This window comes from Enterococcus sp. C46 (assembly GCF_040887565.1).
Lineage (GTDB): Bacteria > Bacillota > Bacilli > Lactobacillales > Enterococcaceae > Enterococcus_B > Enterococcus_B lactis.
On the sequence record NZ_JBFOGA010000001.1, the window covers coordinates 308,895 to 335,887 of the forward strand.

Below are 26,993 nucleotides of genomic sequence, written 5' to 3' on the forward strand. Positions count from 1 at the left end.
TATGAACGTAGTATAACAGAAGAGATCTGAAAAACAATCTGATATGTCACTTTAACTCGTAGATTTGTACAAATAGTAAAATTTTGATTGACATAGCGGTTTTTATTGCATAAAATTCATTTGAAGACAAAAACTGATATGTTAGTTTAGGAGGGGAAAAATGATTGATTTAAACAACTGGGAGAACTTTATTCCTGAATTATCTCAAAAAGAAGTAGAAATACCTCATTTTGACCGTGCATCATTAAGAGAAACTGGACAAAGAAATCCTGTCTGGATCCATTTTGGTGGCGGAAATCTTTATCGAGGATTTCATGCAGAAATCGCTCAATGTTTAGCGGATCAAGGCGAATTGCCCACTGGTGTCATTGTTTGTGAAACATTCGATGAAGAAATAATTGAAAAGGCTTACCGAGTTTTTGATGATTTGATTCTTGAAGTGGTCATGCCAAGCAGTGGAAAATTTGTCAAACGTGTATTAGCTGCGACAGCTGACAGTCTGTATTGTCATCCAGATTGTTCGGAACACTTTGCTAAGATGATTGGTCACTTTGAAAATCCGAGTTTACAATTAGTTACTTTTGCTATTACTGAAAAAGGTTATCGATTGAAAGATACAAGTAATAAATATATAGGACCGATTGCAGTTGATATAAAAAATGGTCCTAAAAAGCCATCACATACGATGAGTATTCTTGCTGCACTACTTTATAGACGGTTTTTATGGGGAGCTTGGCCGATTGCACTTGTCTCTACAGATAATTTTTCACAAAACGGCAATCAATTACGTACTTCGTTGCTAGCGATTGCAAAAGAATGGCAAAAGGAAGGTTATGTACCAGAAACATTTATCCAATACTTATCGAATGAAGAAATCGTTGCATTTCCATGGACAATGATTGATCGTATCACTCCGAATCCTTCCGTATCAGTTAGCAGAATGTTGGCAGAAGAAGGGTTTTTAAATATGTCGATCTTGCAAACCGCAAAGGGAACCAATATTGCGCCATTCGTTAATACAGAAGATATCCATTATTTAATCATGGAAGATCATTTTCCAAACGGACGTCCGAGATTCGAAAAAGCTGGAGTGTTCTTGACTGATCGTGCAACGGTAGATAAAGCAGATACGATGAAAGTGACGACTTGTCTTAATCCTTTGCATACGGCTTTAGCTATTATGGGTTGTTTACTGGGTTATAGGAGTATAGCTGAAGAGATGAAAGATCCAGATTTGTCACTGTTAGTTTCTGAAATCGGGTACAATGAAGGTCTTCCAGTCGTAGAATCGCCTGGAATCATTGATCCAAAGACCTTTCTTGAAGAAGTAGTCACTGTGCGATTTTCTAATCCAAATATTCCTGACATGCCTCAGCGAATCGCCACGGATACCTCTCAAAAGGTGGCGATTCGTTACGGTGAGACGATTAAAAAATATATGGAAATAGAAAATAAGGACCCGCAGACTCTTGTGTTCATCCCATTGATTCTCGCTGCTTGGCTTCGATACCTTATTGGCCTTGATGATCAAGGAAAACCATTCACACCGAGTCCAGATCCTTTGCTGGTGGAACTTCAGCACAGGCTTTCTGATATTCAATTGGGTACGCAAGATACCTCACATATCCAAGAGAAAATTGTTCCTATTTTGTCAAATAAAGAAATTTTTGGTGTAGATCTTTATCAAGCTGAGATTGGCAGAAAAATAGAAGGAATGTTCATCAAAATGTTGGCAGGACCCAATGCCGTACGAAAAACATTACAGAATTACTTACAAGAACATGGAGGAACTTTATAATGGAAATGACTTTTAGATGGTACGGTTCACAAGAGGAAAAGATTGCTTTAGATGAAATCAGACAAATACCTGCAGTCAAAGGTATTGTAGGCACATTGATGGATATACCAGTAGGAGAAGTGTGGCCTAGGGAACGGATCAAAGAATTAAAAGAAGAAATTGAGTCTCGTGGATTGACACTAAAGGTTATCGAAAGCGTCAATGTGCATGATGCCATTAAAAATGGTTTACCATCCCGTGAGCAGTATATCGAAAACTATAAGCAGACGATTCGAAACTTGGCAGAATATGGAATAGAAGTCATCTGCTATAATTTTATGCCTGTATTTGATTGGGTCAAATCTGATCTTGATTACCGCTTAGAAGATGGCTCATCTACGTTAGCTTTTATATCCGCTGATATTCCAGCTGATCCAAAAGAAATCGTCGAACGCATCGAACAGTCCAGCAATGAATTCGAGTTGCCGGGGTGGGAACCTGAACGCTTAGCTCATATCAAATCTTTGCTTGAAGCGTATGCATCAGTAGACGAAGAAAAACTTCGAGAAAATTTTGCTTATTTTCTTCAATCAATCATCCCGACATGTGAAGAGGTAGGGGTCAAAATGGCTGTACACCCAGATGACCCGCCGTACTCGATTTTTGGATTACCTCGAATCGTAAAGAATCGAGAAGACCTAGATTGGTTGTGCCGAGTAGTAGACAGTCCTTCTAACGGAATCACTCTTTGTACAGGAAGTATTGCAGAAGATCCAGAAAATGATGTGTATGAAATTTTAGCAGAATTTTGCCAAAGAGACCGGATCCCATTTGCTCACGTTCGAAATATCAAGTTTTTAGATAATCGAGATTTCTATGAGGCACCGCATAAATCAGAATACGGTTCATTAGACATGTACCGTATACTAAAAACAATGTATGACAACGGATTTGACGGATACATCCGCCCTGATCATGGCAGAATGATTTGGAATGAGACAGGAAGACCAGGATATGGCTTATATGATCGAGCATTAGGTGCGGTATATCTAAATGGATTATGGGAAGCAATTGAAAAAGGAAACGAACGTAAAGAAAACCAGTAAATAATTTATAATTTTATTATGTAAACGAAAAAGATATTCAAATTTATGTCACTTCTTTGGTCTAGGAACTAGAGGTTATCTTGATTTTCTTTTTCCGATTGGTTCATAAGAGCCTCTTCTTTTAATTCAAAAATATATTCTGAAATCCTCATAATCACTTTTTTCCAATCTTCTGGTGTGATGATTCCCTTTAAAATATATATTTTTTTGATGTGGGAAGGCAAATGTTTCAAAGGGCAGTCACTGATAACGATGTTACAGTTCTCCATAAAATCGTTTTGTATTTTGATCGATTCATTTGAAAAAATTTGTTCTATCTTAACAATCAAATCTTTACTGATATAAAAATCACGCGTATAGTTCACACCAATCACGATCAGCGGTTGTTTTTTGTAACGATCATATAAATGTACTAGATCTTCGACCATCCATAGCACATTTTCTTTTTCTAAAATATCTGGCAGCATATGTTGATTTTGTTCTCTGAAATCCATGTAAAATCGTTCGATAGCTGTTTGGATTTCTTTCAATACGTTATGCTCTTGATAAAGCATAAAAGTAGGAAGGGGCGTATTTGGTTGATTGAAGTTAAGAAATCCATTATAAAGTTTATTTCGTGCGAACGCCAACGAGTAAAGAATCTTTTCTTTTTCAGGCATAAGCAAATCAAATACAGTACAAAAGGATTCCACCATTTTTCTTGAATAAAGAACATGAGGAACATTTGCTTTTCTTAAAAGTTCGTATTGCTCCAAACTTGTTTTTTCTGATTCGATTTTCGTGATAGAGAGCCGAGCTAAAATATTCACTAGGATGCGTTGTTCGCGACAAATTGGCAGATTGGGACGCAAAATATCGACAGAGGGATCAATAAAAAAGTCAATATATTCATACTCCTCAAACTCTCTTTGCACACCTTTCACAGAAGTAGCCGGAAAATTCTCTTTACATATTTTCAACAGCAAATATAATTTATCCATCATACCGCTATTCAGTCGGTCAAGTACCTCTTTTTTAAAAAAAGTATTCATCATAAAAGCAACTACCTGTGGTTCTTCATCATAAAAATCTGTAGCAGTACTTGAAAAGATATTCCAATAAATATCTAATGCTGCATATTGGATTTGTACTTCTTTTCCAGAAAAGGACTTTCTTCCATTATTAGAAAAGGAGACAGACAACCATACAATGCTAAAAATGCATTGATTTTTTTCATTTTCGTATACAGATAAGAGGCACTATAGTTCGTTTGCTGACTTAAACTGATAATCGAATTTGTCTGACAACTGAACAAAGAAGTCAAGATCTCATAACTGACCGATTCGTTGCAGTACCTTCCAAATAGACGATAGTAGCAATAAGCCGGATCAATTCCTTCAAAATTCAACTTCAAAAAAGGTTTTTGTTTATCAATATGCAATTCTGTTAGATTTAGACGCTCAAAATCTTGTTCTAATTCTTTGATGTATAATAGAAAATTTGATTCAGACATATGGAAATGATCTGCTAAATATTGTGTAGTAATAAAGAAACGATGTTCAGACAGGAAAAGAAAAATATCTAATTTTGTATTGCTTTTTTTCTTCAAAAGATACGTTTTTATCGCTTCTTGGGTTTGCATGAAGGGCGCTCCTTTTTAGTTAAATTGTTAAAACTCGAAAATATTACTGTTTTTTTCATGAAACTAGACAAAAATACAGTAAACATATAGGCACAATCTCTACTATCTTATTTCTTGCATACAAAAAAATCAAGGAGTGAGAGAGTTATGAGATATCCAACCATCTTAATCTCAACATTTACAGCCTTAAGCTTATCGCTTACTATAAATCAGACAGTGCATACAGAGGAGATAGGAACAGCAAATTGGGCAGAAACCAAATGGGCCAATGTTAATCGAATTACTTTCCAAGATGAATTTTCTTCCTTCAATTCAGGTGTCACAAAATTGAAAAAAGGACAAACAGCGACCATCAAAGCAACAGTTGATTATTCGGGAGACTTAGCACCGATACGACAATCAGCTGTTACATTTGAGAATGTTGACCCTGCTTTATTGATCAGTTACGACGAGAATACTTTGTCTATCCAACACAAGCAAGCAACATTTACTTTCACCGTCACATTAAATCAGGACTTGCTAAAACCAGCACTGTTTACTGTCAAAGTAGCAGATGGCTTACCGAACGATCTTCATTATTTGACGCCGTATAGTCAACGGCAGACAGTTGAGCAAGATTCAGCAATCGACTCAGGAGGAGGAGATCTTGTTGGGGAACCAACGGATAAACCAGAAAATGAAAACAAGCCTGATATACCGCCTACAGAAAATCCAGACGGAGAACAGCAACCGGAAATAGAATCTGGTGAAGAGCCTGATACAGAAATGAAGCCGGAGCCAGACAATGAATCAAAACCTGAAACAACTCCCGAAGAAAAACCAGGCACAGATAATGAAACCGAGAATCCAGAGAAACCAGATGTGACTCCAGAACCAGATACAGACTCTGGAAACGAAACAATACCGGAAACAATACCAGGCACAGATAACGAAACCGAGAATCCAGAGAAACCAGATGTGACTCCAGAACCACCAAATAGGGTTCCTGAAGAAAAGCCAGATGTGTCCCCAGAAATGCCAGAAAAAACACCTGAAACAAATATAACGGCAAAAGAGATAAGCACCCAAAAGGATGAAAAGAAAGAGAGTCAAAAAATAGATACAACCATTCAACAAATAAATAAAGAGAAGCAGAATACACAAACACAACGATTTGATAACCCTCACCCAGCTGAGACTTTAAAAAGTAGCAAAGATACAATCCTTGCTAGTCCTGATACGAAAAATAAACAGCTGCCAAAATCTGGAGAAGCACAAAATAAAGTCATACTGTGGAGCGGAATCATTCTATTAGGCATAACAATGATGTTTTCTGTAAAAAGATTTAAACAAAATAGATGACACTGACATTTGAAGAATGTCGGAGAACACATTTTTACAAACGAAAAAGTAATATTAATAAAACGACCCTGAATAACAGATTCTAAATCTGATATTTAGGGTCGTTCTAATTTTTATCTTTCTTCATTTTTAATTTAAAGGAGATCTGTTTCTCTTGGTGAATGATTCGGAATCTTTTTCACTTTCAGCACATCTAAAAAGAAGGTGAAAATCGGGATGCCGACAATCAATCCCCAAACGCCAAAGAATCGTTCACTAACAAGCAAGACCACGAATGTATAAAAAATCGGCAAGTCTGTTTTGCTAGACATTAATTTTGGGTTCAGTACATAAGATTCGATCAGATGCACAACCAAAATCGTCATCAGGATATAAACAACATCTCTGATTCCTCCTTGTGAATAAGCAATGAAAGATAGAGGAATACAAGAAATAATAACGCCTGCTACTGGGATCAGACTTAGAATGAATATCATAATTGCTAAGCTCAGCAGTTGGTGAAAGCCAAATGCGGCCAAGGCAATAGTTGTGAGCAGGGTGTTTAAAAGAGCAATAATAAATTGAGCTTCTAATACTAAACCAAATGTATTGACAAACTTATCGGCGAAATAATATAGATCTTGAAAGAACCAAGAAAACTCACTTTTTAGAAATAACCGTGAGAAAAAAATCGTTTTTTGCTTTTCAATCATAAAAAAGAAACTTAAGATGAACGACATAGCGAACGCCACTGCCAGTTTTCCTATATCTTGTAAATAGCCAAGCGCAATTGACGCGCCATTTTGAAGCTGTTCAAAGAAATCGTTCCGCTCGATATAATTGTGGATGTATTGTAAAACTGGATCTGCATCTTTTGGTTGATGCTCGTAAAAATCAATAACAGATTGGATCATATCGAATGTTTGATGAATAAGCATCGGGATATACTTTGTGAATGCCAGATAGATAAGATAAACGATCAATGTATAAATCATGATGGCTAAAATACCTGTAGGGATTCGGACAAATCGCTGAATGATTTGAACAAGGTGGATCATCAAGTAAGTAAAGATAAATGTGAGTAAAATGGTTGTAATCATACTTCTTACTAAGAAAAGTACAAAAATGACAGATAATAAAACAGTGAGGCGGCGTATTTTTTCATTCGCCAAAAAACGCTGATAAACGGACAATTTGACAACCTCCAAATAACAAAAATAAACACGTTATTCATTATATGATGGAATACGAAAATAAGAAAGGGAAAGAGCAAAAAGAAAAACCGCTAAATGACGTTATCTTATGAGTTGGTTTTCCTCATAAAATCGTTCATCTAGCAGTTTCAGCCCTTTTTCTGGTCTTGATGAAAATTATCTAGCATTTTTCGGGTCAGATGTTGCAGTGTATCCAATTCTTCCTGTTCAAGCGGAAGATAAGACTTGATCTTTTGTGGAATACCTTCTGCTTGTTTTTGCAACGCAACTCCTTGAGAAGTGAGCGTAACATTTACGATTCTTTCGTCATCCGTTTCACGCTGACGCTTGATATAATTTTTTTCTGCTAACTTCTTCAGTAAGGGGGTTAGCGTACCAGAATCCAGACACAAATCATTTCCTAGCTCTTTCACTGTAGTCTTTTTCTTTTCCCATAAAACTAGCATCACAAGATACTGGGTATAGGTAAGATCCAGCGGTTTGAGAAGGGGAGTGTAGTGCCTGATGATCTCCTTAGAGGCGGCATATAAAGGAAAACATACTTGATTAGCTAAATATAGATCTTCCATTTTTCCACCTCCGCTGTTTCACTATAGTGTATCATAGCGGATTTACACAAAAAAGTCTATTCACTAACAGCTTTCAGAGTAACTTCGATATTTCCAGCTGTCGCTTTTGAATAAGGGCACACTTTATGTGCAGCTTCTAATAATTCTTGGGTTTCTTCTAGAGAAAGGCCTTCGATAGATCCTTCAATCTCTACGCCTAAGACAAAGCTCATTTCACTTTCGGAATAAAGAGAAACTTGTGCGCTGACAGTAGAAGCGCCAGAAATATTTTTTTGTTGTTTAATCAACTCCAATGCACTGTTGAAACAGGCACTGAAACCAGCTGCAAACAATTGTTCAGGATTTGTTGCGTTTTCAACACGTTTACCAGGAGCTGCAATATTTAATTCGAATGTGTGATCAGGATTATGGACTTCTCCAGAACGTCCGCCTGTGTTGATCATTTTTGTAGAATACATTTTTTTCATAAGATTACCACCTTTTATTATATTTGATGCAATTAGATTGTACACAATTTAATTATAAAAAGCAAAGAAATTGATTATTCAAGAAAAAAGAGAAAGCACATGGAACAAACTTGCTTCCTCTAATAAGAATATTTACAAAAAAATATCAGTGACAAGAACTAATCCCATCATAAACTTTACATATATTTTTCAAAAAGTTGTTTTCTTTCTTCAAAACTTACTTCACGATGAACCTGATGAAGCATCCATAAATAACCAAAAGGATCCCTGAACATCGAATTGGTCACACCAAAGTCCATCATTTCTGTCATTTCTTGGATCTCTACACAGCCATTTCGTAATGCTTTATTATGTGTGTCCTTAATGTCAGAGACGATGATATTGAACCAGATCGTATTTGGATGTTCAGCAGTAGGGGCAGTCAGGCCAAGGGGCGGATTGTCATCCAGCATATGGAACCGCGTGCCATACAAGGAAAAAATGACTTCATTATTGCCTCTAGGATACTCTGTTGCCTCAATCAGTTCTATTTCATCAAAGATCGTTTGATAAAGTTTTAGAGCTTTCAAACTGTCATTTAATACAAAATCGATTTCTGTTCCTTTATGCATAAAATTCTCCTCTCTTTTTCAATCGAACATTTACTTACTTCTTCTATTATTATACCAGTTAAAGAAAACGCATTCAAAATAATAGGGTTGATTACTTACCAACTCATTCGATTGGATGATAAGTAAATCCGCGTCCCATTACTTCTGCTACGCTGTTGACAATGACAAAGGCGCTTGGATCAATTTCTTCTATCAGAGGTTTCATTCGAGAGAATTCATGATCGGTCACAACGATCAACAACACTTCTTTTGACTTTCGGTTATAGCCGCCTTTTGCCTCCAGCAAGGTAAGCCCGCGTCCGATTTCAGCACTTAAGCGAAGGCGAATGTCTTCCAAAGAATGTTCGCTCATAACCATGACGGATTTCTTCCGATTGATCCCTGTTTCGATATAGGTCATGACGATTGAAGTGATTGCAATAGATAAGATAGCGTAAAGAAATTCTTCTATTCCAAAAACAAACAGATTGAGAGAAACGACGAAAGCATCTGTAAGAAACAGGCCGATCGAAGTGTTCAAGTGGAAATATTTTTTAAAAATGAGGGGAGGGATCGTCGTGCCACCACTGGAAGAGTTATTTTTATATAAGATGGCCACTCCTAAAGCAAAAATCGCACTTCCAAAAATGACAGATAACAACCGATCTGAAGTAATCATCATCTCTGGTACTACCGCGATGATCAAAGGAAAAACTAAGCTTCCAAAAAGCACTTTGAAAAAAGGTTTTTTACCTAAAAACAGAAGAGCTAGCACTAACATAGCGATATTCAATACTAAAATGACTATAGCACGGTCAAAACCGAAAGCAGCTTCCAGTAATATTCCTAGTCCGCTGACACCACCAGCAGCGATATGATGAGGCCCTAAAAACATATTTATAGCGACTCCTAATATAAAGAGGGCAAAAATAATTTTGGCATATGTCCATATAAATTGTCTTGTTTCTTTCATTTATCCACTTCCTTTAGTTGATTAATAGTATTCTTATCTTATTATAACTTATTTTTCACTATAAGTTAACTTCGTTTAAGAAAAAAATTAGGCTTGGCTAATTTAGGAAACTCATCTTATCTGAAATCACTCGATCAAGCAAAAACTCTTAAAAAACTTTTTCGATTAGGAGGATCGAATATAGAGAGCAGAGAAACAGATAAACTAAGATAATTATAGAACTCGAAATAGGTATAAAATAGATTCAAAAACTTTTAAAAGTTTTTGAATCTATTTGTTGAATTCGCTTAAAAAGTAATAGAAAAGTGCCAAAAAAACTGTTACCGATAACATTTTTGAAAGCGTTGTCTTTTCTATCTCTATCACTTATAGTGAGGACGTAATATTAAATCGCAAGGAGGAAATCAATGGACACAGCTGCAATTTATCATCGACCGGAAAGTGAATATGCATTTCTATATACGAATACAAAATTCCGTATCCGGCTTCGTACTCGGAAGAATGATATCAAAAAAGTATATGTGTTAAGCGGAGATCCGTATACCATAACAACTGAAAAATGGTATCAAAAAGAACGACCAATGAAAAAGTGTTTAAGTACAAATGTTCATGATTATTGGGAAGTTGAATTGACAAGTGAAACAAGACGATTACAATATGCGTTCCATGTTATTGGAGAAGACAGCACGGATTGTTTCTATGGTGATCAAGGTGTTTTTCCTTATCGAAAAAATGTGATTGCTGAACCAAATTTTTATTTTCGAATGCCTTATTTCCATCAAATTGATCGCTTCGTTGTACCAGAATGGGTGAAAGAAACAGTATGGTATCAAATTTTTCCTGAAAGATTTGCAAATGGGGATAAAGCAAATGATCCCGATCATACTTTGGCTTGGGGAAGCAAAGATCCAGATCGTGAAGATTTCTTTGGCGGGGATTTACAAGGTGTGATGGATCATCTGGATTATTTGACAGACCTGGGTATCAACGGAATATACTTTTGTCCCATATTTAAAGCTACATCCAATCACAAGTACGACACGATCGACTATTATGAAGTCGATCCCGCGTTTGGAGATAAAAAACTTTTAAAAAATTTAATTGATGAAGCACATAAAAGAGGGATACGTATCATGTTTGATGCTGTATTCAATCATATGGGAATCCATTCGCCCCAATGGCAAGATGTACTCGAAAACGGAGAAAAATCAATCTATAAAGACTGGTTCCATATCCGCTTTTTCCCAGTAGATTCCTATCAGATGACTGATGTGCCAGAAACTGCTGAAAATATCCCATATGATACTTTTGCATTTACTCCATTCATGCCCAAACTAAATACAGCAAATCCAGAGGTTCAAAAATATTTATTAGATATTGCCACCTATTGGATAAAAGAATTCGATATTGATGGATGGCGACTAGATGTTGCTAATGAAGTGGATCATCATTTTTGGAAAAAATTTAGAGAAGAAGTTACAGTCATCAAACCTGATATCTATATCCTGGGAGAGATCTGGCATTCCTCACAGGCCTGGCTGCAAGGGGATGAATTCCACGCAGTAATGAATTACGCATTTACAGATTCAATTAAAGATTATTTTGCAAAAAAGAAAATTACAGCTTCGCAAATGGTCAGTGGAATGAATCATCAGCAAATGCTTTACAGAGATCAGGTGAACGAAGGGACATTTAACTTATTAGATTCTCATGATACTGCAAGGATCTTAACTCTTTGTAATGGGAACAAGGAATTGATGAAATCTGTGATGACTTTTATGTTTCTTCAAAAAGGATCTCCATGTATCTATTATGGGACAGAAGTAGGGATGACTGGTGGAGAAGACCCGGATTGTCGAAAATGTATGGTCTGGGAAAAAGAAAAACAAGATCTAGAACTGTTTGGTTTTATAAAAGAACTCGTTTCTCTTAGGAAACAGTTGTCTAAGATTCTTTCTGAAGGGGCTACCCAATGGTTAATAGTAAATGATCGTGAAGATAAGCTCTATTTTGTACGTGAACTAGAGGGGCAGATTATCCATATTTACTTCAATCAGTCAGCAGAACCTTGGATAGTAGAACAGGAAAATGAGGTTATTCTTAGTCAAAATTGTCAGTTATTAGAAGATGGGAAAGCAGAGATACAGCAATACGGATTTTTGATTATGTGTTGAAAACTGTTACCGGTAACAGCAAGAAAGCGTTTGCAAATAAAGATTTGTGCCCATTATAATAGTGGTGTAACAGCACGTTGAATACACAGGAGGAAATGAAGATGAAAAAAAGAAACGCGAAAAAGTTAGGTTTAGGGTTAGTCTCTTTAGGAATCTTAGGCGGATTAGCGGCTTGTGGCAATGGTAATTCTTCAGCAGAAGGGGAAGCGGAAGAAGGGAAAACGTTAACAGTCTCCGTTGATTCTGGATATAAAGATTATATAAACGAAATAAAAGATACATTCGAAAAAGAAAACGATGTGAAGATCAAGCTGGTAGAAAAGGACATGTTCGATCAGTTAGAATCATTAGCGTTAGATGGGCCTGCTGGAAAGGGACCTGACGTTATGATGGCAGCATATGACCGGATCGGTGCGTTAGGACAGCAAGGACATCTGGCGGAAGTAAAACTGGGAAATGAATCAGCTTACGATGAAACAGACAAAGCCCAAGTGACTTATGATGGAAAAATCTATGGAGAACCTGCAGTAATCGAGACCCTTGTTTTGTACTATAACAAAGATTTAGTCGATACAGCACCAGCGACGTTTAAAGATTTGGAAAATCTATCCAAAGACAGTCGTTTTGCTTTTGAGTCAGAAGCAGGAAAAAATACAGGATTTTTAGCTAAATGGACTGACTTTTATTATTCCTATGGTTTGATTGCAGGTTACGGTGGCTATGTATTCGGTGATGATGGTACAGATCCTTCTGATATCGGTTTGAATAATGCAGGTGCTGTAGAAGGAATTTCTTATGCAACAGATTGGTTCCAAAATGTTTGGCCTAAGGGAATGCAAGACATAAAAAGTGCAGGAGACTTCGCCAGCCAGCAATTCATGTCCAACAAAACTGCAGCAATTATTGACGGCCCATGGCAAGCGCAAACATACAAAGAAAACAATATCAATTATGGTGTTGCAAAAATTCCTACTCTAAACAATGGACAGCCTTATCAACCATTTGGCGGAGGAAAAGGATGGGTAGTCAGCAATTATGCTAAAAATAAAGATCTCTCTCAAAAATGGCTCGATTATGTAACGAATCAGGAGAATCAAGAGAAATTCTTTGAAATGGTAAATGAAATCCCTGCAAATCAACAAGCTCGGGAAACAGCCAAGGCTAAAAACGATGAATTAACAACAGCTGTGATCGAACAATATGAAACAGCTCAAGCAATGCCAAACATCCCAGAAATGGGTGAAGTTTGGACAGGTGCAGAAAACTTGATGTTCGATGCAGCATCAGGTTCAAAAACACCAAAAGAATCCGCAGATGAAGCAGTGAAAACAATCAGTGAAGCCATAGAACAAAAATACTGATTAAAATGATAACCGTCCATTTTTATAAAAAAATGGAACAGGTGCTTCAGATAGAGGTGGCAAGAGCGAGATGGAAAATTATCTTGTTCTTGTTGCCATTATCTTAAAAGTAGTTTGCGGTTTAGCAAGTTTAGAGGGGGCATTCAGATGCAGCAAGATAAAACAAGCCAGATCAACGAAAAAAAAATCACGCTTTGTTCACTTATTCCGGGGATGGGGCAGTTTGTAAATGGCCAAACTTTTAAAGGTATCGTTTTTTTCGCAATATTCGTCCTATTCATTGGTCAGATGTTCTTGGGCGGATTTCATGCATTGATAGGATTGGTTACTTTGGGAAGTATACCAATGGAAGATCATTCATTATTTATTTTGATTGAAGGCACTTTGCAATTCATCATTACAATCATTTTCTTGATTTTTTACGCTTTGAATCTTCTAGACGCCTATCGAGTAGCAAGGATGCGTAAAGAAGGGAAAAAAATCAATCGAACGATGAAGGAAGTCATACATAATATAGGTGATGAAGGTTTTCCTTATCTATTGACACTTCCCGCGTATCTTCTCATGATTTTTACCATCATTTTCCCAGTCTTAGTCACATTATTTACTGCATTTACCAATTATGACTTTAATCATATTCCACCAGCCAGTTTGATTGATTGGGTAGGGGCTAAAAACTTTTTTAGCATCTTCTTCTTGAGTTCATATCGCAATACTTTTTTTGCAGTCTTTTCATGGACCGTAATCTGGACGTTATGTGCAACAACTTTACAAATCACCCTTGGTATTCTCACAGCGGTTGTTGCTCACCAAAAATTTATTAAATTTAAACGTATTTTCGGTATCATTTTCTTATTACCGTGGGCGGTCCCAGCGTTTATTACTATCATGAGTTTTTCGAATATATTCAACGATAGCGTAGGTGCCATCAATACTCAAGTTATTCCTTTCATAAACCAGCTTCCATTTGTAGATATCAGTGCAATCTCTTGGAAAACGGACCCGAACTGGACTAAAGTGGCAATCATCTTAGTTCAAGGATGGTTAGGATTTCCCTATATCTATGTAATGGTTACAGGGATTTTACAGTCGATTTCTGAAGATTTGTATGAAGCAGCAAAAATCGATGGAGCAAATGCATGGCAACGTTTCTCAAATATCACACTGCCAGCTGTATTTCTAGTTGCGGCACCAACGTTTATTACCCAATATACTGGGAATTTCAATAATTTTTCTATGATCTACCTATTTAACAATGGAGGGCCCGGAAGCGTGGGTGGAGGAGCTGGTTCTACAGATATCCTGATTTCTTGGATTTATAAACTTACGACTGGAACTTCTCCACAGTATTCTATGGCTTCAGCCATTACGTTGATTATCTCCATCATCGTTATCTGCGTATCTTTGCTAGTGTTCAAAAAGACAAATGCGTTCAATATGGGGGATTAAACAATGAAAAAATTTCATTCGAGTGCACGATTCCAAAAACGGCTTTCTCACTTTTTTACTTACTTTTTTCTTTTACTGTTATCAGTCATTATTATCTATCCACTTTTGATCACAGCAAGTACTGCCTTCAAGTCAGGAAACATTGCGGCTTTCAGTTTGGATTTTTCAAGCGACTGGACTTTAGGGAATTTCACGCGGCTGTTCAGTGAAACACTTTACGGGACGTGGTATAAAAATACGTTAATCATCTCTGTCCTAACGATGATCGTACAAGTAACTGTAGTAACTTTAGCTGGTTATACGTATAGCCGTTATCGTTTTATCGGCCGCAAATCAAGTTTGATGTTCTTTTTAGTGATTCAGATGGTACCGACTATGGCAGCATTGACTGCCTTTTATGTCATGGCTTTCTTATTAGAGGCACTAGATAAGTATTGGTTCTTGACGATGATTTATATAGGCGGTGGGATTCCAATGAATACTTGGCTGATGAAAGGATACTTTGACACAGTACCAATAGATTTAGATGAATCTGCTAAACTTGATGGGGCAGGGCATTTCAGGATTTTTTTCCAGATTGTATTACCTCTTGTCAAACCAATGCTCGCCGTTCAAGCATTATGGGCATTCATGGGACCTTTTGGCGACTTCATGCTAGCGAAGTTCCTGCTCCGAACACCTGAAAATCAGACTGTTGCTGTCGGCCTGCAAACATTTATTTCTGACGTGACAAATCAAAGGGTCTCCCTCTTTGCTGCTGGAGCAATTTTGATTGCTTTACCGATTTGTCTATTATTCTTCTTTTTACAAAAGAACTTTGTTACCGGCCTGACATCTGGCGGGACAAAAGGATAGGAGCAGAGGATCATGCAAACATTTCCGTTAAATTATTTTTCCACTTTACGTACGCCAACTCAAGTGTTTGCGGGACGCAAACTATTATCATGGCCCAAATTTTTCTTGATATTTGTATTTTTAGTTTCCTTGATGGTCATGCCTGTGACTCTTTTTTATGCCAATCAGATCCAAGGGATTCCATTAGAACAATTTCTATCCGTTCATTCGTTGATCGATGAACAAGGAACCAAAAAATTTTCTGAACTTGAATTATCTGAAAATGGGTTACAATCATCGCAACAAACGATAGCTGTGACCCCTGAAATTTTGGTAGGTGTGTCTTTATCTGAGAAACAACAATCCGATCATGGAACTTTTATTGATTTTGAGAAGGAACAATGGGTGATCCAACAAAAGGATAAATCTGGTATACGCCGCTATACGATGAATTATAGTCCATCTTTCCAACCGGATTCTGTACGTACGCCGGAAGATTTCCAACGATTTTTAGAAAGAGAATTTTATGCCAGTAATCGTCCAACAATCATTTTATCTTATAGTTTAAGTCTTGGTCTTGTCCTATTTATCATGACGAGTCTCATTTTATTCGGTGCTTCCTTTTTCTTGTGGATGACAAGAAAAAGCCAACTCTCATCCATTCATACATTCAAAGAGAGTGCAAATTTGATGCTGAATGTGATGGGGATAGGATCCATGGTAGCAGCAGTTGTAGGGTTTATCCACTTTGACTTTATCTTGATGCTAAGTGTCCAAACAATGATAACTGTCTTGCTGCTTTTATGGGTTTTTGCTAAGACAAAATTCAAAGATAAGCGTGTCGAATGACAAGTTTAAGTGATTTGTGCGACAATGAATGTGAAAAAAATGAAAAATAAAGTAGTTTTTGAAAAATTTCTGAAAAAATTAAACTTCTTAGTTGATTCTTTTCTTTTTTAGTATTAACGTAATAGGGTAGTTTTTTTAAGGAGGAAAATCATGTTAGAGAAAACTTTATACAACCAATTATTTTCACGTTCTTTCTCGCTCCCTGTCGAAGTAAATTATTGGGACGGTACAACGAAACAATACGGAGATACGGACACTCCTCCCCAAATCAAAATCAATATCCATGAAGAAATCCCAATGAAAGAGATTACAAGCAACGCTTCTTTGGCACTAGGAGAAGCCTATATGGATCATCGAATCGAGATCGAGGGAAGTATCCAAGCATTAATCAACGATGCTTATCAGCAAGCAAACAGCTTTTTACGAGGAAAAGATTATCTAAAATGGCTGCCAAAGAAAGAAAAACATACAAAACAAAAAAACAAAGAAGATATCCATGCGCATTATGACTTAGGTAACGACTTTTATAAACTTTGGCTAGACCCAACTTTGACTTATTCTTGTGCCTATTTCAACACACCTGAAGATACGTTGGAACAAGCACAAATCAATAAAGTCCATCATATTTTAGACAAACTCTTTATCAAAGAAGGCGAAACGTTGCTTGATATCGGTTGCGGCTGGGGAACATTGATGTTCACTGCTGCCAAAGAATATAACGTCAAAGCAACTGGGATTACTCTAAGTGAAGAACAATACGATTTGATCACAAAAAAAATCAAAGAAGAACATTTAGAAGATAAATGCCGTGTATTATTAATGGATTACCGTGAACTAAAAGGCGAAACGTTTGATCATATCACAAGTGTAGGTATGTTCGAACATGTAGGTTCTGAAAATCTTGAAGGTTATTTCAAAGTCGTAAAAGATTTATTGAAACCAAAAGGAACAGCTTTGATCCATGGAATCAGCCGACAACAAGGCGGTGCGACAAATGCTTGGATCAATAAATATATTTTCCCTGGCGGTTATGTTCCTGGTGTTACTGAATTAGTTGATAATATTACAAAAAACGATTTGCAATTGATCGATTTAGAAAGTTTGCGTCGTGACTATCAATTGACATTAGAGCATTGGACAAAAAATTTCCATCAAGTCCAAGATCAAGTCACGAAAGAAATGGGTGATTCCTTCTATCGAATGTGGGATCTATATTTACAAGCTTGTGCAGCGTCATTTGAGTCAAGCAATATCGATGTAATTCAATATTTGCTTGTTCAACCTGGAAATAATGATATCCCAATGCATCGTGCATAATTGATATAAAAAGGCAGTTTAAAAGCTATTTAATTATTTAATAAATGGAAGCTAAGTTTTATGATGCTCCCGAAGTGAGATTTTAGTCTAACTTCTAGGGTTGTCTCTAAAGCTTAGCTTCTTTTTTATTTTCATAATAATAACGTTGTTCTTTAATTTTTAAACATGACAGAAATTTTTTTCTTCGTTATACTTTTATAGAATACTATTTTATAATAAAGGAGATAAAATCAATGAAGAAAACTGTTATTTATACTAGTTTATTTGCGGCTTTGTTTTTAGCTGCTTGTCAATCAAACACCAATCAAGGAACATCTGGGAATACATCTTCAAGTAGTGAACAACGCTCTTCTCAGGTATCGGAATCCTCAACAAACGCAAGTACATCTTCGTCTAGCCAAACAAAGAATTCGAGCGAGGCAATGGGCCAGTCAGCTATCAAAGTGTCTGCAGCTCGTGCGATTGAATTGTTTAAAGATAAGTATCCAGATACTGCTATTACTAGTTTGGAACTAGATAGTGATTGGGGATCTTACTTCTACAAGATAGAAGGTGTCGATGATCAAAAAGAATATGAAGCAAGAATTGATGCTCAGAATGAAAAAATGGAAACAGAGAATCCAGAAACGCTAGATCGAGAGGATCAAAATGGTCAAAAGAAAAAAGAAGATGGTCTAGCTGTTGATAAATTAATTACAATTGAGGAAGCAGCAAAGATTGCTGTCGATAAAGTAGGAAGCGGTACAGCAACAGATTGGGATCTGGATAAAGATCTAGGTACTACTTATTGGGAAGTCAAAGTACAAAATGGTAATCAAAGTACATCAGTCAAGATCAATAGTGAAACAGGGGAAGTACTATCAACCGAACAGGATGATTAAGAATTTCGTTGAAAAACAAGAGTTGATTTTTCTTTTAGTCATGATACACTAGATAAAATAACTTGTTTGAAGGAGCGATTTACTTGAGTTTAGAAACGACCTTTGCCAATCATACCTTTGCTAACCCTTTTATGAATGCATCTGGTGTACACTGCATGACTACCCAGGAATTAGACGAGCTGGCTCATTCAGAAGCAGGAGCATTTATCACTAAGAGCTGTACAATCAATGAACGAAAAGGAAATCCCGAACCACGCTATTTTGATGTTCCTTTAGGCAGTATCAATTCTATGGGGCTTCCAAACTTAGGCTTTTCTTATTATCTAGAGTATGCTCTTGCGTATGAAAAAGCACAGAAAAAACCAAATCAACCATTATTTTTTTCGATCGCCGGGATGAGTGTCCAAGAAAACTTGGAAATGCTTGGGGAAATAGAAAAAAGTGGTTTCAAGGGGATTACTGAACTAAATTTATCTTGTCCAAATGTGCCTGGTAAACCACAACTAGCTTACGATTTTGAGGCCACTTATGAAACATTGAAAGAAGTATTCAGCATCTTTTCTAAGCCGTTAGGGATCAAATTGCCTCCTTATTTTGATTTTGCTCATTTTGATCAGATGGCAGATATCTTGAATCAGTTCCCGTTGACATATGTCAATGCTATCAACAGTGTGGGTAACGGGTTGTATATCGATACAGACAAAGAAGCAGTGGTCATCAAACCAAAAGAAGGGTTCGGCGGCATTGGGGGAGAGTATATCAAGCCGACTGCTTTAGCAAATGTCCGCGCTTTTTATACGCGTTTGAAACCAGAAATCCAAATCATTGGTACAGGTGGGATTCGGACAGGACAAGATGCATTTGAACATCTGCTATGTGGCGCAAGCATGTTACAGATTGGTACCGAGCTTCATAAAGAAGGGCCGGAAATTTTTTCTAGAATCATAAAAGAATTAACGCAGATTATGTCAGAAAAAGGATATACGTCAATTGACGAATTTAAAGGTAAATTACGCACCATTTCATAGCAAAAAGACGAAGGTCATGATTGATCTTCGTCTTTTTTTTATAAAAAACACTCGTCTGTTCATTCATGTGCAAGCGTACTCATTGTATGTTAGACGAACTTGTGGGAAAATAACAGGGGCAAAAAGGAGGATACTATGAAAGATGCAACAGAATTAGCGAAAGGACTTAAAGAAAAAGAATTTAGTTTTCAAGAATTAGCTGAGGATGTACAGAAAAAAATAAAAAAACAAAATCATGAATTGAATGCGTTTGTTGCACTTGAACCATTGGAGAATAGTTCCACTGAACGATTGATTCCCCAGTCAGAAAAAGGACCATTGGCAGGTATTCCATTCCCTTTAAAAATGCTCGGTCAAGAAAAAAAGGGATGGCTAGCTACTTCAGGATCTCGTTTATTTGAAACACATCGAGCTTCTCATACATCCAATTATGTACAGCAAGCAGAAGCGATAGGGCTAGTTCCTTTTGGACAAACCAATGCGCCAGAGTTTGGTTTCAAAAATATTACAGACCCTGTCATCTATGGCCCAGCAAGAAACCCCTGGAACCTTGAATGTACACCTGGCGGATCAAGTGGAGGCGCTGCTGCTGCAGTTTCAGCGGGAATCGTTCCTTTAGCTGGCGCTAGTGACGGTGGTGGTTCTATTAGAATACCCGCTTCGTTTTGCGGATTGATTGGGCTGAAACCTTCGCGAGGGACGATGCCAGTTGGTCCATATGCTTGGCGAGGATGGCAAGGAGCTGCTATTGATTTCGGTTTGACGGTTTCTATGAGAGACACGGAGGCTTTATTTTATGGGATGAGAAGCATCCATTCCGGTGCGCCATATCAAGTATCGCCAGTTGAGTGGCAAACACATCCAAGAAAAAAACATTTGAAGATAGCTTTTTGTGTTGATTCACCGATCCACTCACAGATTAGTGAAGAGGCAGTACTTGCTGTAAAAAAAGCTGTAGATTTCCTTGAAAAAGAAGGACATGATTTGACGGAGATTCCTTACCCTCTAGATGGTCGTAAACTGATTACGTCTTATTATCAGATGAATGGCGCAGAGACAGCAGCAATGATCCACTCGATTGAAGCAGGCAGCCAACGAACTGTCAGAAAAGAAGAACTTGAGCCGATCTCTTGGACTTTGTTCCAATATGGTCAGAAACTTTCTGCCGCTACTTACATCGATTCTCTGCATGTATGGGATGAAGCAGCAATTGTCATGGAAAACTTGCATCAAGAATACGATTTATTCCTTTCACCAACGACTGCATTTACCGCCCCTAAAATCAGCGAAGATTTGCAAAGTGATACGATAAGAGCACAGATGGAACACATCCATGATTGTTCTGAAGTACAAGCTTTAGAAGTTGTTTCTTCTATGTTTGAGGACAGCTTGAAGATCACACCTTATACACAATTGGCTAATCTGACTGGACAACCAGCAATCAGCTTGCCTACTCATTTGACAAAAGAAAACATGCCTCTCGGAATTCAATTTATGTCCGCCAGAGGAAGAGAAGATTTGCTGCTTCAAATCGGCTATCTATTTGAAGCAAGTCACCAGTTCCATTTACCAAATCCATGGAAATAGCAGAAACAAGGAGAAGAAAAAATGAAGAAAAAAAGATTGTTTGCTCTAATAACTAGCGTCTTTTTTATTTTAAGCGCTTGCGGTACAGCTGCCGCTAACCAAGAAGATCACAGCTGGAGTAATGTGGAAAAAAAGAAAGAATTGGTAGTAGCAACTTCTGGCACACTATTTCCCGCTTCTTATTATAATGATCAAAATGAATTAGTTGGTTATGACGTAGACTTGGCGAAAGAGGTAGCCAAACGTTTAAATGTCAAGATCTCCTTTAAAGAATACAATGTGGATGGACAAATCACTTCTGTTTCAAAAGGAGAATCAGATTTTGCTGCGAACGATTTTGGTATCACAAAAGAAAGAGAAAAAAAATTCTCCCTTTCAGAGCCTTTCAAATATTCATTTGACAGTATGATCGTACGAAAAAAAGATGATTCAGGAATCCACTCACTTGATGATCTTAAAGGAAAAAAAGCAGCTGGCGAACCCAATACTAGCTATATGCGTTTAGCGGAAAAACACGGAGCTAAATTAGTTACTTACGATAACGCCACGAATGATCAATATTTAAGCGATGTAGCAAACGGTCGAACAGACGTTATTCTAAATGATTATTATTTGCAGAAAATGGCCGTATCTGCTTTACCAGATATCCCCGTAAAAATCTTGGAGAACGTTTATTTCAATGAAAACGAAAGTGGTTTTTTATTGAAAGAAGGAAATGATGCTTTGAAAAAGAAAATCGATGGCGTATTAAAAGAGATGAAAGAAGATGGGACGACAAAGAAAATATCTGAAAAATATTTTCAAACTGATGTTTCAGTCAAACCGAAAGAAACGATGACTGAGTCGGTGAGTGATTGATGTACTTTCCTCTCATTGATTTTTCCCTCATGTGGACTTCACTTCCTTTCGTACTGCAAGGCTTGGTATACACATTAGGGATCGGCTTCGTGTCTTTTGTTTTAGGAAACTTGGTAGGGTTGCTTTTGACAGTTCTAGGTCTTTTGGATTGGCTACCTCTGAATGTATTTATTCGTTTTTATTTATCGTTCTTTAGAGGTATTCCCGCACTAGTCTTGCTGTTCTTGTTATATTTCGGGTTACCTTATCAATTAAGTGCCTTAACGGCTTCAGTCATCTGCTTCACGATTACCAGCAGTGCATTTATTGGTGAAATCTATCGAGGATCACTAGCAGGCGTTTCTTCAGGTCAGTGGGACGCTGGTTTAGCTTCTGGTTTTTCTTTCTTTGGGGTATTGAAATATATCGTTTTACCGCAAGCCTTTCGAATCTCGGTACCGGCACTCAGTAACGTAGCTATGGATTTAGTGAAAGGTACCTCATTAGCGGCAACGATCACAGTGCCAGAAATATTTCAAAAAGCAAAGATCATAGGTGGTCGGACATTCGACTATTTTTCTCTCTATATTTTAGTTGCACTGATTTATTGGATCATTTGTATCGGGATCGAAAAAGTGCAACAGTATTTAGAAAAACGTTCCGTCCATCAGTCAATCTGAAAAATAGAAATGGTGCTAACGTGACAAGCATCATTTCTATTTTTGTTTCTTGTGTATTCTGTCTAGTATTTTAAAATCATTTCATGTAAAATGTAAGACGAAAATATGTTCGGAGGTAAAAACATGAAGACCCCGCTAACCATCGAAATAGAATCCTCATTATACCAATATTGCATCGAGCAGGGCGGCTTAGTCGTAGAAGAAGTCACGATGCCTGATGACCAAGGAATTGTAGATACGCTTAGCTGCTTGACAAAATTTGATGGCAGCCGAGAATGGCGATGCTATGAGCTGAAAGTGACAAAAGCAGATTTTCGTTCTACAGCCAAACTGTCATTTGTCGGGCATTATAATTATTTTGTTTTGCCAAGTAAACTATATGAAGAAGTGAAAACAGAGATCCCTACAGGAATAGGTGTACTAGTATATCGCCCGTACACGATCGAAGAGGAAATGCCTGCATCTGGTACATTTATGATTGCGAAAAAAGCAGCAAAGAAGGAGCTTGCTGTACCGGAAGAAGCTTTGACAAACCGTTTTATGGCTTCTTTATTCAGAGAAGTAAGAAAAGCAAAGCAAATGGAGCGAGGCGTAAAATATTTTCCAACAGATCAATTGTACAAAGAATTGAAAAGACGTTCAGAAAACCAAGATCCCTTTTCTAACGAACGATACTATGAACGATTTTTAGAAGAAATAGCTAGTCAGGCAATCAATGAGTTGCAAGAAGAAGTTGCTGCGCTTCAACATGATTATGAATACTTAAGGCAACAACAGCAGATCCGGCGGTTGCCCACAGAGCCATTGGAGTGAAAAATATGTACTATCCTTATTTAAGAGGAAAACAATTTGACCTATTAGCATTAAAAGAAGCATTGTCGCGAGGATTGCTCTCCAATAAAATCCAACCGGTAATCGAACCAGTACGTGATTCCGCTACGCTTAAAAACGTGATCGAATTATTTCAAAAAAAGCACCATCCAATTGCTGTGATCCAAAATCCCCAAGTAGGACAATTCAAATTATTCGATCAGCATGTGCACAGTTGGACAGTCAAAGAACATAGCTCTGTCGTCTCTGCACAGATTTTAACGCCAGAAAATCTTAACGACGTACTGGATTCACCTCCAACATTTCTTGTATTCGATGGACAACACTATCCAAAAGACGCAGAGGTGTGGAAACAGCTGGCAGGAGTCGATTCGAAATTCTTGATACCAGATGCTAGTCGCTTTCGTATCTGGCTGCCCGAAAACAAAATTGTGATCCGTGACTCTTTTCGAACGAGAAAGCATGTTGAAAGTTATACAGATAAAGCAGACGATTTTTTTAGTGATGACTATCTTTTTTTCCACGAAGACGGATATAGTGGATTTTCTGATTTCACGATCGAAGGCAGCCGTTATTTCGATAAAGGGTTTCCTAGCCGAGCGCTTGCTATCCATCTAACGTATATCGATGCTTACGGTAATATCCGCGTAAAGCATTTTGTCTCTGACAGTAATGATTCCGCTAAAGATCAAGCATTGAAGTTTCTTGAAGCAGGAGATAAAATGAAAAAATGGATCATGCGTCACCATCATCAGCTCTTAATCACATCAGGAATGATTGAATTACTGGCTCTCTACCAGCAACAAAAATTTCCAGGACTCGGAGTATTGAAAAAATGGTCCCTAATGCATCATTTGGAACTTATCAGTCAACTACTGGATCATCCAAAAAATTGGCTTAGAAGTTATTCAAAAGTTCCTGAACTGTATGAAGTGATTCAAAAATTAGAGAATATAAATGAAAAAGAAACAGAAAAGAGGTAACTGGATATGTATATTCGGTTAACAAGAAAAGAAGAAGTAGAAGAAGTGGTAAAAATTATTGATGCTGCAGCGGAATTTATTGCTTCGCAAGGCTCTCCCCAATGGCAGAACGGGCAGAAACCAACAAAAGAAACGATTTTGAACGATATTGAAAGAAAAGAAAGCTATGTATTAATAGTCGAAGATCAAATTGTTGGAACAGCTGCATTAGTCTCAGGCGTGGATCCCGTTTACACAAAAATAGATGGTAGTTGGAAAGAATCAACTGGTCCTTATTTATCGATTCATCGTGTTGCTTTAGCAGAAAGTACTCGAGGAAAAAAACTAGCAAAACCGTTCTTAGAACATTTGTTGACTATTGCAGCCAGCAAAGATATTCAAGATGTCCGTATCGATACTTATCCAGCTAATGAACCGATGGAAAAGACCATCTATTCTGCTGGATTCACTTATCAAGGAATGATTGAATTCCCTTTTGAACATGGTGAAAGAAAAGCGTATCAAAAAATAATCAAGTGAGTATAAAAGCATCTTCACAAGGATGAAGACTTAATAATATGAAAAAACAACTAGCTGATTGCTAAGAGATTGGGACAGTAGTGGTGAGCTTCAAGAAATAATTTTCGAAGAAGCTACTTCTGAAACACCGTTCATCGAGAGGTCGTGACACCATTTTTGTCGCGGCCTCTCAGCTTATCTTATGGCTATTTAGCTAATCTGTTTCTATCAATAATCCTTTTTTTATTTTATCTACTGCTTCTTGGAACGCTCCATCGTTTGATACGACTAAAAGTGTGGGAATAGCTGCCAACCGTTCCAGTTGAGCTAAGTCTTTCGCATAAACTGCCATTCTGGTCAAAATCTGTTCGGGTGAATCTCCACGCTTTTTCAGGCGCGATTGTAATGTTTCTTTAGAAATCGTAATAAAGATCGGACGGACTACCGTGCTAAAATACTCGTATAAATGCCAAAAACCATTTGCCGTCAAAACGGCATAACAATTTCCTTCCTTCAGTTTTTTGGTAATCTCTGCTTTGCTGGAACCATATTTATGTTGAGCATATTGATCCCACTCTGCAAACTCGTCTCGCTTGATCATCTGATTGAATGCATCGTCAGATACAAAATAATAATCCTCTTGATCTTTTTCTCCAGGTCTTGGTGATCGATTCGTGTAAGTAATGATCTTTTGTTCGGGCTGAAAAACAGCTTCTGCGAGTGAAGTTTTCCCAGAACCAGAAGGTCCGATAAACACATAGCAATAATTCATCATCATTTCTCCTTTGATATTTGAGCAACTGAAAAAGCTTTGGAAATATTTCCAAAGCTTTTGAAAGCAACGTCGCTTTTTTTGTTTATTATACCAGTAATCCAGTCACAATAGCACTTAAAAAGCTGACTAAAGTCGCTGTTAGCAAAATTTTCAATCCGTGTTTTGCGACAAGATTTCCTTTTTCTTCATTTAATCCCTTCATCGCGCCAGAAATGATCCCGATAGAAGAGAAGTTGGCAAATGAAACAAGGAAAACAGATATGATCGCTGTTGTGCGTTCAGTAAAATGGAAATGACCGTTAGCTAATTCTGTCATAGCAACAAATTCATTTGTAACCAATTTAGTCGCCATGATACTACCAGCATCCACTGCTTCTTTCCATGGGATTCCACTGATGAAGGCAAGGGGGGCAAAGATATAACCTAAGATCTCTTGGAAAGTAATACCGAATATCCCGTGAAAGATAGCATTGATCATGGCAATCAAGGCAACGAATCCGATAAGCATAGCAGCAACCGTGATTGCTACATGGAAACCATCAAGAATGTATTCTCCCAACATTTGGAAAAAGGTCTGTTCTTTGTTTTCTTCAATAATTAGTTCGTCTTCTTTTTCTTCTAATACATAGGGATTCACAATCGAAGCCAGAATATATCCGCCAAATAAATTCAAAACAAGGGCAGTGATCACATATTTAGAATCGATTAGTGCCATATAAGATCCGACGATTGACATAGACACTGTAGACATAGCCGAGACACTCATGGTGAATAAACGTTTCTCAGATAAGAAAGGTAATTCCTTCTTTATGGAAATAAATACTTCCGATTGCCCTAAAATAGCAGAAGCTACTCCATTGTAGGATTCTAATTTGCCCATTCCGTTGATTTTACTTAACCCAAGACCAACGGCTTTCATAAACAATGGAAGAATTTTGATGTAACGTAAAATCCCGATAATAGCAGAAATAAATACGATTGGCATCAATACGGAAAGAAAGAAAGGTGCACTTCCTTTATTTGCTACACCGGCAAAAACAAAGTCAACACCCTGCCCAGCAAAAGCAAGAAGATGATCAAACATTTTTGCCAATACAGAAACAACCGCTGTACCAAAAGTTGTACGTAATAATACGAAACCAAGAACAATCTGTAAAACGAACATCACAATTAGTGGTTTCAATTTGATTGCTTTTTTGTTGCTACTGATCAAATAAGCAAGACCTAATGTGACAAATAAACCAATAATACCTAATAAATAACTCAAATAAT

24 protein-coding genes and 1 pseudogene are annotated in these 26,993 nt (G+C 37.3%); 17 read left to right on the forward strand and 8 right to left on the reverse strand.

The window, feature by feature from the left end:
- The first annotated feature begins 160 nt into the window (after positions 1-160).
- A complete protein-coding gene (locus tag AB3I27_RS01555; protein WP_325907974.1) occupies positions 161-1,798 on the forward strand; it encodes a mannitol dehydrogenase family protein in 1,638 nt (545 codons plus the stop codon).
- Positions 1,798-2,883, forward strand: a complete 1,086-nt coding sequence (gene uxuA, locus AB3I27_RS01560; protein ID WP_104760162.1) for a mannonate dehydratase — start codon at positions 1,798-1,800, stop codon at positions 2,881-2,883. The genes AB3I27_RS01555 and uxuA overlap by 1 nt, the downstream gene beginning before the upstream one ends.
- Before the next feature lie 68 nt (positions 2,884-2,951).
- On the opposite strand, the pseudogene AB3I27_RS01565 reads toward uxuA, so the two are convergent.
- Positions 2,952-4,504 (reverse strand): annotated as a pseudogene (locus tag AB3I27_RS01565) (helix-turn-helix domain-containing protein).
- Between the two features lie 147 nt (positions 4,505-4,651).
- On the opposite strand from AB3I27_RS01565, the gene AB3I27_RS01570 reads away from it, so the two are divergent.
- Positions 4,652-5,845, forward strand: a complete 1,194-nt coding sequence (locus AB3I27_RS01570; RefSeq protein WP_104760161.1) for an LPXTG cell wall anchor domain-containing protein — start codon at positions 4,652-4,654, stop codon at positions 5,843-5,845.
- Positions 5,846-5,979: 134 nt separating this feature from the next.
- Here the strand turns inward: AB3I27_RS01570 and AB3I27_RS01575 are convergent, their stop codons facing one another.
- The 5 genes from AB3I27_RS01575 to AB3I27_RS01595 form a co-directional block, all read right to left on the reverse strand.
- Entirely contained in the window at positions 5,980-7,017 is a 1,038-nt protein-coding gene (locus tag AB3I27_RS01575) for an AI-2E family transporter (RefSeq protein WP_002319949.1), read from the reverse strand.
- Between the two features lie 149 nt (positions 7,018-7,166).
- Positions 7,167-7,607: a MarR family winged helix-turn-helix transcriptional regulator gene (locus tag AB3I27_RS01580; protein WP_002290718.1), complete on the reverse strand. Its 441-nt coding sequence runs from the start codon at positions 7,605-7,607 to the stop codon at positions 7,167-7,169.
- A gap of 56 nt (positions 7,608-7,663) precedes the next feature.
- Complete coding sequence (locus AB3I27_RS01585) at positions 7,664-8,074, reverse strand: organic hydroperoxide resistance protein (protein WP_002290719.1); 411 nt, start codon at positions 8,072-8,074, stop codon at positions 7,664-7,666.
- Positions 8,075-8,250: 176 nt separating this feature from the next.
- The gene (locus AB3I27_RS01590) at positions 8,251-8,685 is read right to left on the reverse strand and encodes a VOC family protein (RefSeq protein ID WP_002306675.1); all 435 of its coding nucleotides are present in this window, start codon (positions 8,683-8,685) and stop codon (positions 8,251-8,253) included.
- 103 nt (positions 8,686-8,788) lie between these two features.
- Positions 8,789-9,637: a YitT family protein gene (locus AB3I27_RS01595; RefSeq protein WP_002309208.1), complete on the reverse strand. Its 849-nt coding sequence runs from the start codon at positions 9,635-9,637 to the stop codon at positions 8,789-8,791.
- Positions 9,638-10,044: 407 nt separating this feature from the next.
- Between AB3I27_RS01595 and AB3I27_RS01600 the strand changes: the two genes are divergently transcribed.
- The 14 genes from AB3I27_RS01600 to AB3I27_RS01665 all read left to right on the forward strand — a co-directional run bounded on the left by AB3I27_RS01600 (position 10,045) and on the right by AB3I27_RS01665 (position 24,967).
- Positions 10,045-11,811, forward strand: a complete 1,767-nt coding sequence (locus tag AB3I27_RS01600; RefSeq protein WP_002306679.1) for a glycoside hydrolase family 13 protein — start codon at positions 10,045-10,047, stop codon at positions 11,809-11,811.
- A gap of 101 nt (positions 11,812-11,912) precedes the next feature.
- Positions 11,913-13,172 (forward strand): extracellular solute-binding protein, encoded by a 1,260-nt coding sequence (locus AB3I27_RS01605; RefSeq protein WP_104760160.1) that lies wholly within the window; start codon positions 11,913-11,915, stop codon positions 13,170-13,172.
- A 147-nt stretch (positions 13,173-13,319) separates the two neighbouring features.
- Positions 13,320-14,621 (forward strand): carbohydrate ABC transporter permease, encoded by a 1,302-nt coding sequence (locus tag AB3I27_RS01610; RefSeq protein WP_002290728.1) that lies wholly within the window; start codon positions 13,320-13,322, stop codon positions 14,619-14,621.
- A 3-nt stretch (positions 14,622-14,624) separates the two neighbouring features.
- Complete coding sequence (locus AB3I27_RS01615) at positions 14,625-15,476, forward strand: sugar ABC transporter permease (protein WP_002290731.1); 852 nt, start codon at positions 14,625-14,627, stop codon at positions 15,474-15,476.
- A gap of 12 nt (positions 15,477-15,488) precedes the next feature.
- Positions 15,489-16,304, forward strand: a complete 816-nt coding sequence (locus AB3I27_RS01620) for a maltodextrose utilization protein MalA (protein WP_104760159.1) — start codon at positions 15,489-15,491, stop codon at positions 16,302-16,304.
- 150 nt (positions 16,305-16,454) lie between these two features.
- Positions 16,455-17,621, forward strand: coding sequence for a cyclopropane-fatty-acyl-phospholipid synthase family protein (locus tag AB3I27_RS01625; protein ID WP_002290735.1), 1,167 nt, complete (start codon positions 16,455-16,457; stop codon positions 17,619-17,621).
- A gap of 233 nt (positions 17,622-17,854) precedes the next feature.
- Complete coding sequence (locus AB3I27_RS01630) at positions 17,855-18,502, forward strand: PepSY domain-containing protein (protein ID WP_002335055.1); 648 nt, start codon at positions 17,855-17,857, stop codon at positions 18,500-18,502.
- A gap of 83 nt (positions 18,503-18,585) precedes the next feature.
- Entirely contained in the window at positions 18,586-19,530 is a 945-nt protein-coding gene (locus tag AB3I27_RS01635) for a dihydroorotate oxidase (RefSeq protein ID WP_002344243.1), read from the forward strand.
- A gap of 135 nt (positions 19,531-19,665) precedes the next feature.
- Positions 19,666-21,117: an amidase gene (locus AB3I27_RS01640; RefSeq protein WP_104760158.1), complete on the forward strand. Its 1,452-nt coding sequence runs from the start codon at positions 19,666-19,668 to the stop codon at positions 21,115-21,117.
- Positions 21,118-21,138: 21 nt separating this feature from the next.
- Entirely contained in the window at positions 21,139-21,975 is an 837-nt protein-coding gene (locus tag AB3I27_RS01645) for a transporter substrate-binding domain-containing protein (RefSeq protein WP_002306692.1), read from the forward strand.
- The gene (locus tag AB3I27_RS01650) at positions 21,975-22,634 is read left to right on the forward strand and encodes an amino acid ABC transporter permease (RefSeq protein ID WP_002306693.1); all 660 of its coding nucleotides are present in this window, start codon (positions 21,975-21,977) and stop codon (positions 22,632-22,634) included. The genes AB3I27_RS01645 and AB3I27_RS01650 overlap by 1 nt, the downstream gene beginning before the upstream one ends.
- Positions 22,635-22,757: 123 nt before the next feature.
- Entirely contained in the window at positions 22,758-23,447 is a 690-nt protein-coding gene (locus AB3I27_RS01655; RefSeq protein ID WP_002290743.1) for a hypothetical protein, read from the forward strand.
- Between the two features lie 5 nt (positions 23,448-23,452).
- A complete protein-coding gene (locus tag AB3I27_RS01660; RefSeq protein WP_002306695.1) occupies positions 23,453-24,448 on the forward strand; it encodes a sce7725 family protein in 996 nt (331 codons plus the stop codon).
- Between the two features lie 6 nt (positions 24,449-24,454).
- Positions 24,455-24,967, forward strand: coding sequence for a GNAT family N-acetyltransferase (locus AB3I27_RS01665; RefSeq protein ID WP_002335053.1), 513 nt, complete (start codon positions 24,455-24,457; stop codon positions 24,965-24,967).
- A 193-nt stretch (positions 24,968-25,160) separates the two neighbouring features.
- Here the strand turns inward: AB3I27_RS01665 and AB3I27_RS01670 are convergent, their stop codons facing one another.
- On the reverse strand, positions 25,161-25,718 hold the full coding sequence (locus AB3I27_RS01670) for a guanylate kinase (protein ID WP_368022891.1): 558 nt from the start codon (positions 25,716-25,718) through the stop codon (positions 25,161-25,163).
- A gap of 88 nt (positions 25,719-25,806) precedes the next feature.
- The gene (locus AB3I27_RS01675; RefSeq protein WP_002344239.1) at positions 25,807-26,988 is read right to left on the reverse strand and encodes a NupC/NupG family nucleoside CNT transporter; all 1,182 of its coding nucleotides are present in this window, start codon (positions 26,986-26,988) and stop codon (positions 25,807-25,809) included.
- Positions 26,989-26,993 lie beyond the last annotated feature (5 nt).

Excerpts from the sequence above, each read along its gene's own strand:
- AB3I27_RS01555 (WP_325907974.1), top strand. The coding sequence starts at position 161 with ATGATTGATTTAAACAACTGGGAGAACTTTATTCCTGAATTATCTCAA.
- uxuA (WP_104760162.1), top strand. The coding sequence starts at position 1,798 with ATGGAAATGACTTTTAGATGGTACGGTTCACAAGAGGAAAAGATTGCT.
- AB3I27_RS01570 (WP_104760161.1), top strand. The coding sequence starts at position 4,652 with ATGAGATATCCAACCATCTTAATCTCAACATTTACAGCCTTAAGCTTA.
- AB3I27_RS01580 (WP_002290718.1), bottom strand. The coding sequence starts at position 7,607 with ATGGAAGATCTATATTTAGCTAATCAAGTATGTTTTCCTTTATATGCC.
- AB3I27_RS01585 (WP_002290719.1), bottom strand. The coding sequence starts at position 8,074 with ATGAAAAAAATGTATTCTACAAAAATGATCAACACAGGCGGACGTTCT.
- AB3I27_RS01590 (WP_002306675.1), bottom strand. The coding sequence starts at position 8,685 with ATGCATAAAGGAACAGAAATCGATTTTGTATTAAATGACAGTTTGAAA.
- AB3I27_RS01595 (WP_002309208.1), bottom strand. The coding sequence starts at position 9,637 with ATGAAAGAAACAAGACAATTTATATGGACATATGCCAAAATTATTTTT.
- AB3I27_RS01600 (WP_002306679.1), top strand. The coding sequence starts at position 10,045 with ATGGACACAGCTGCAATTTATCATCGACCGGAAAGTGAATATGCATTT.
- AB3I27_RS01605 (WP_104760160.1), top strand. The coding sequence starts at position 11,913 with ATGAAAAAAAGAAACGCGAAAAAGTTAGGTTTAGGGTTAGTCTCTTTA.
- AB3I27_RS01610 (WP_002290728.1), top strand. The coding sequence starts at position 13,320 with ATGCAGCAAGATAAAACAAGCCAGATCAACGAAAAAAAAATCACGCTT.
- AB3I27_RS01615 (WP_002290731.1), top strand. The coding sequence starts at position 14,625 with ATGAAAAAATTTCATTCGAGTGCACGATTCCAAAAACGGCTTTCTCAC.
- AB3I27_RS01620 (WP_104760159.1), top strand. The coding sequence starts at position 15,489 with ATGCAAACATTTCCGTTAAATTATTTTTCCACTTTACGTACGCCAACT.
- AB3I27_RS01625 (WP_002290735.1), top strand. The coding sequence starts at position 16,455 with ATGTTAGAGAAAACTTTATACAACCAATTATTTTCACGTTCTTTCTCG.
- AB3I27_RS01630 (WP_002335055.1), top strand. The coding sequence starts at position 17,855 with ATGAAGAAAACTGTTATTTATACTAGTTTATTTGCGGCTTTGTTTTTA.
- AB3I27_RS01640 (WP_104760158.1), top strand. The coding sequence starts at position 19,666 with ATGAAAGATGCAACAGAATTAGCGAAAGGACTTAAAGAAAAAGAATTT.
- AB3I27_RS01645 (WP_002306692.1), top strand. The coding sequence starts at position 21,139 with ATGAAGAAAAAAAGATTGTTTGCTCTAATAACTAGCGTCTTTTTTATT.
- AB3I27_RS01650 (WP_002306693.1), top strand. The coding sequence starts at position 21,975 with ATGTACTTTCCTCTCATTGATTTTTCCCTCATGTGGACTTCACTTCCT.
- AB3I27_RS01655 (WP_002290743.1), top strand. The coding sequence starts at position 22,758 with ATGAAGACCCCGCTAACCATCGAAATAGAATCCTCATTATACCAATAT.
- AB3I27_RS01660 (WP_002306695.1), top strand. The coding sequence starts at position 23,453 with ATGTACTATCCTTATTTAAGAGGAAAACAATTTGACCTATTAGCATTA.
- AB3I27_RS01665 (WP_002335053.1), top strand. The coding sequence starts at position 24,455 with ATGTATATTCGGTTAACAAGAAAAGAAGAAGTAGAAGAAGTGGTAAAA.
- AB3I27_RS01670 (WP_368022891.1), bottom strand. The coding sequence starts at position 25,718 with ATGAATTATTGCTATGTGTTTATCGGACCTTCTGGTTCTGGGAAAACT.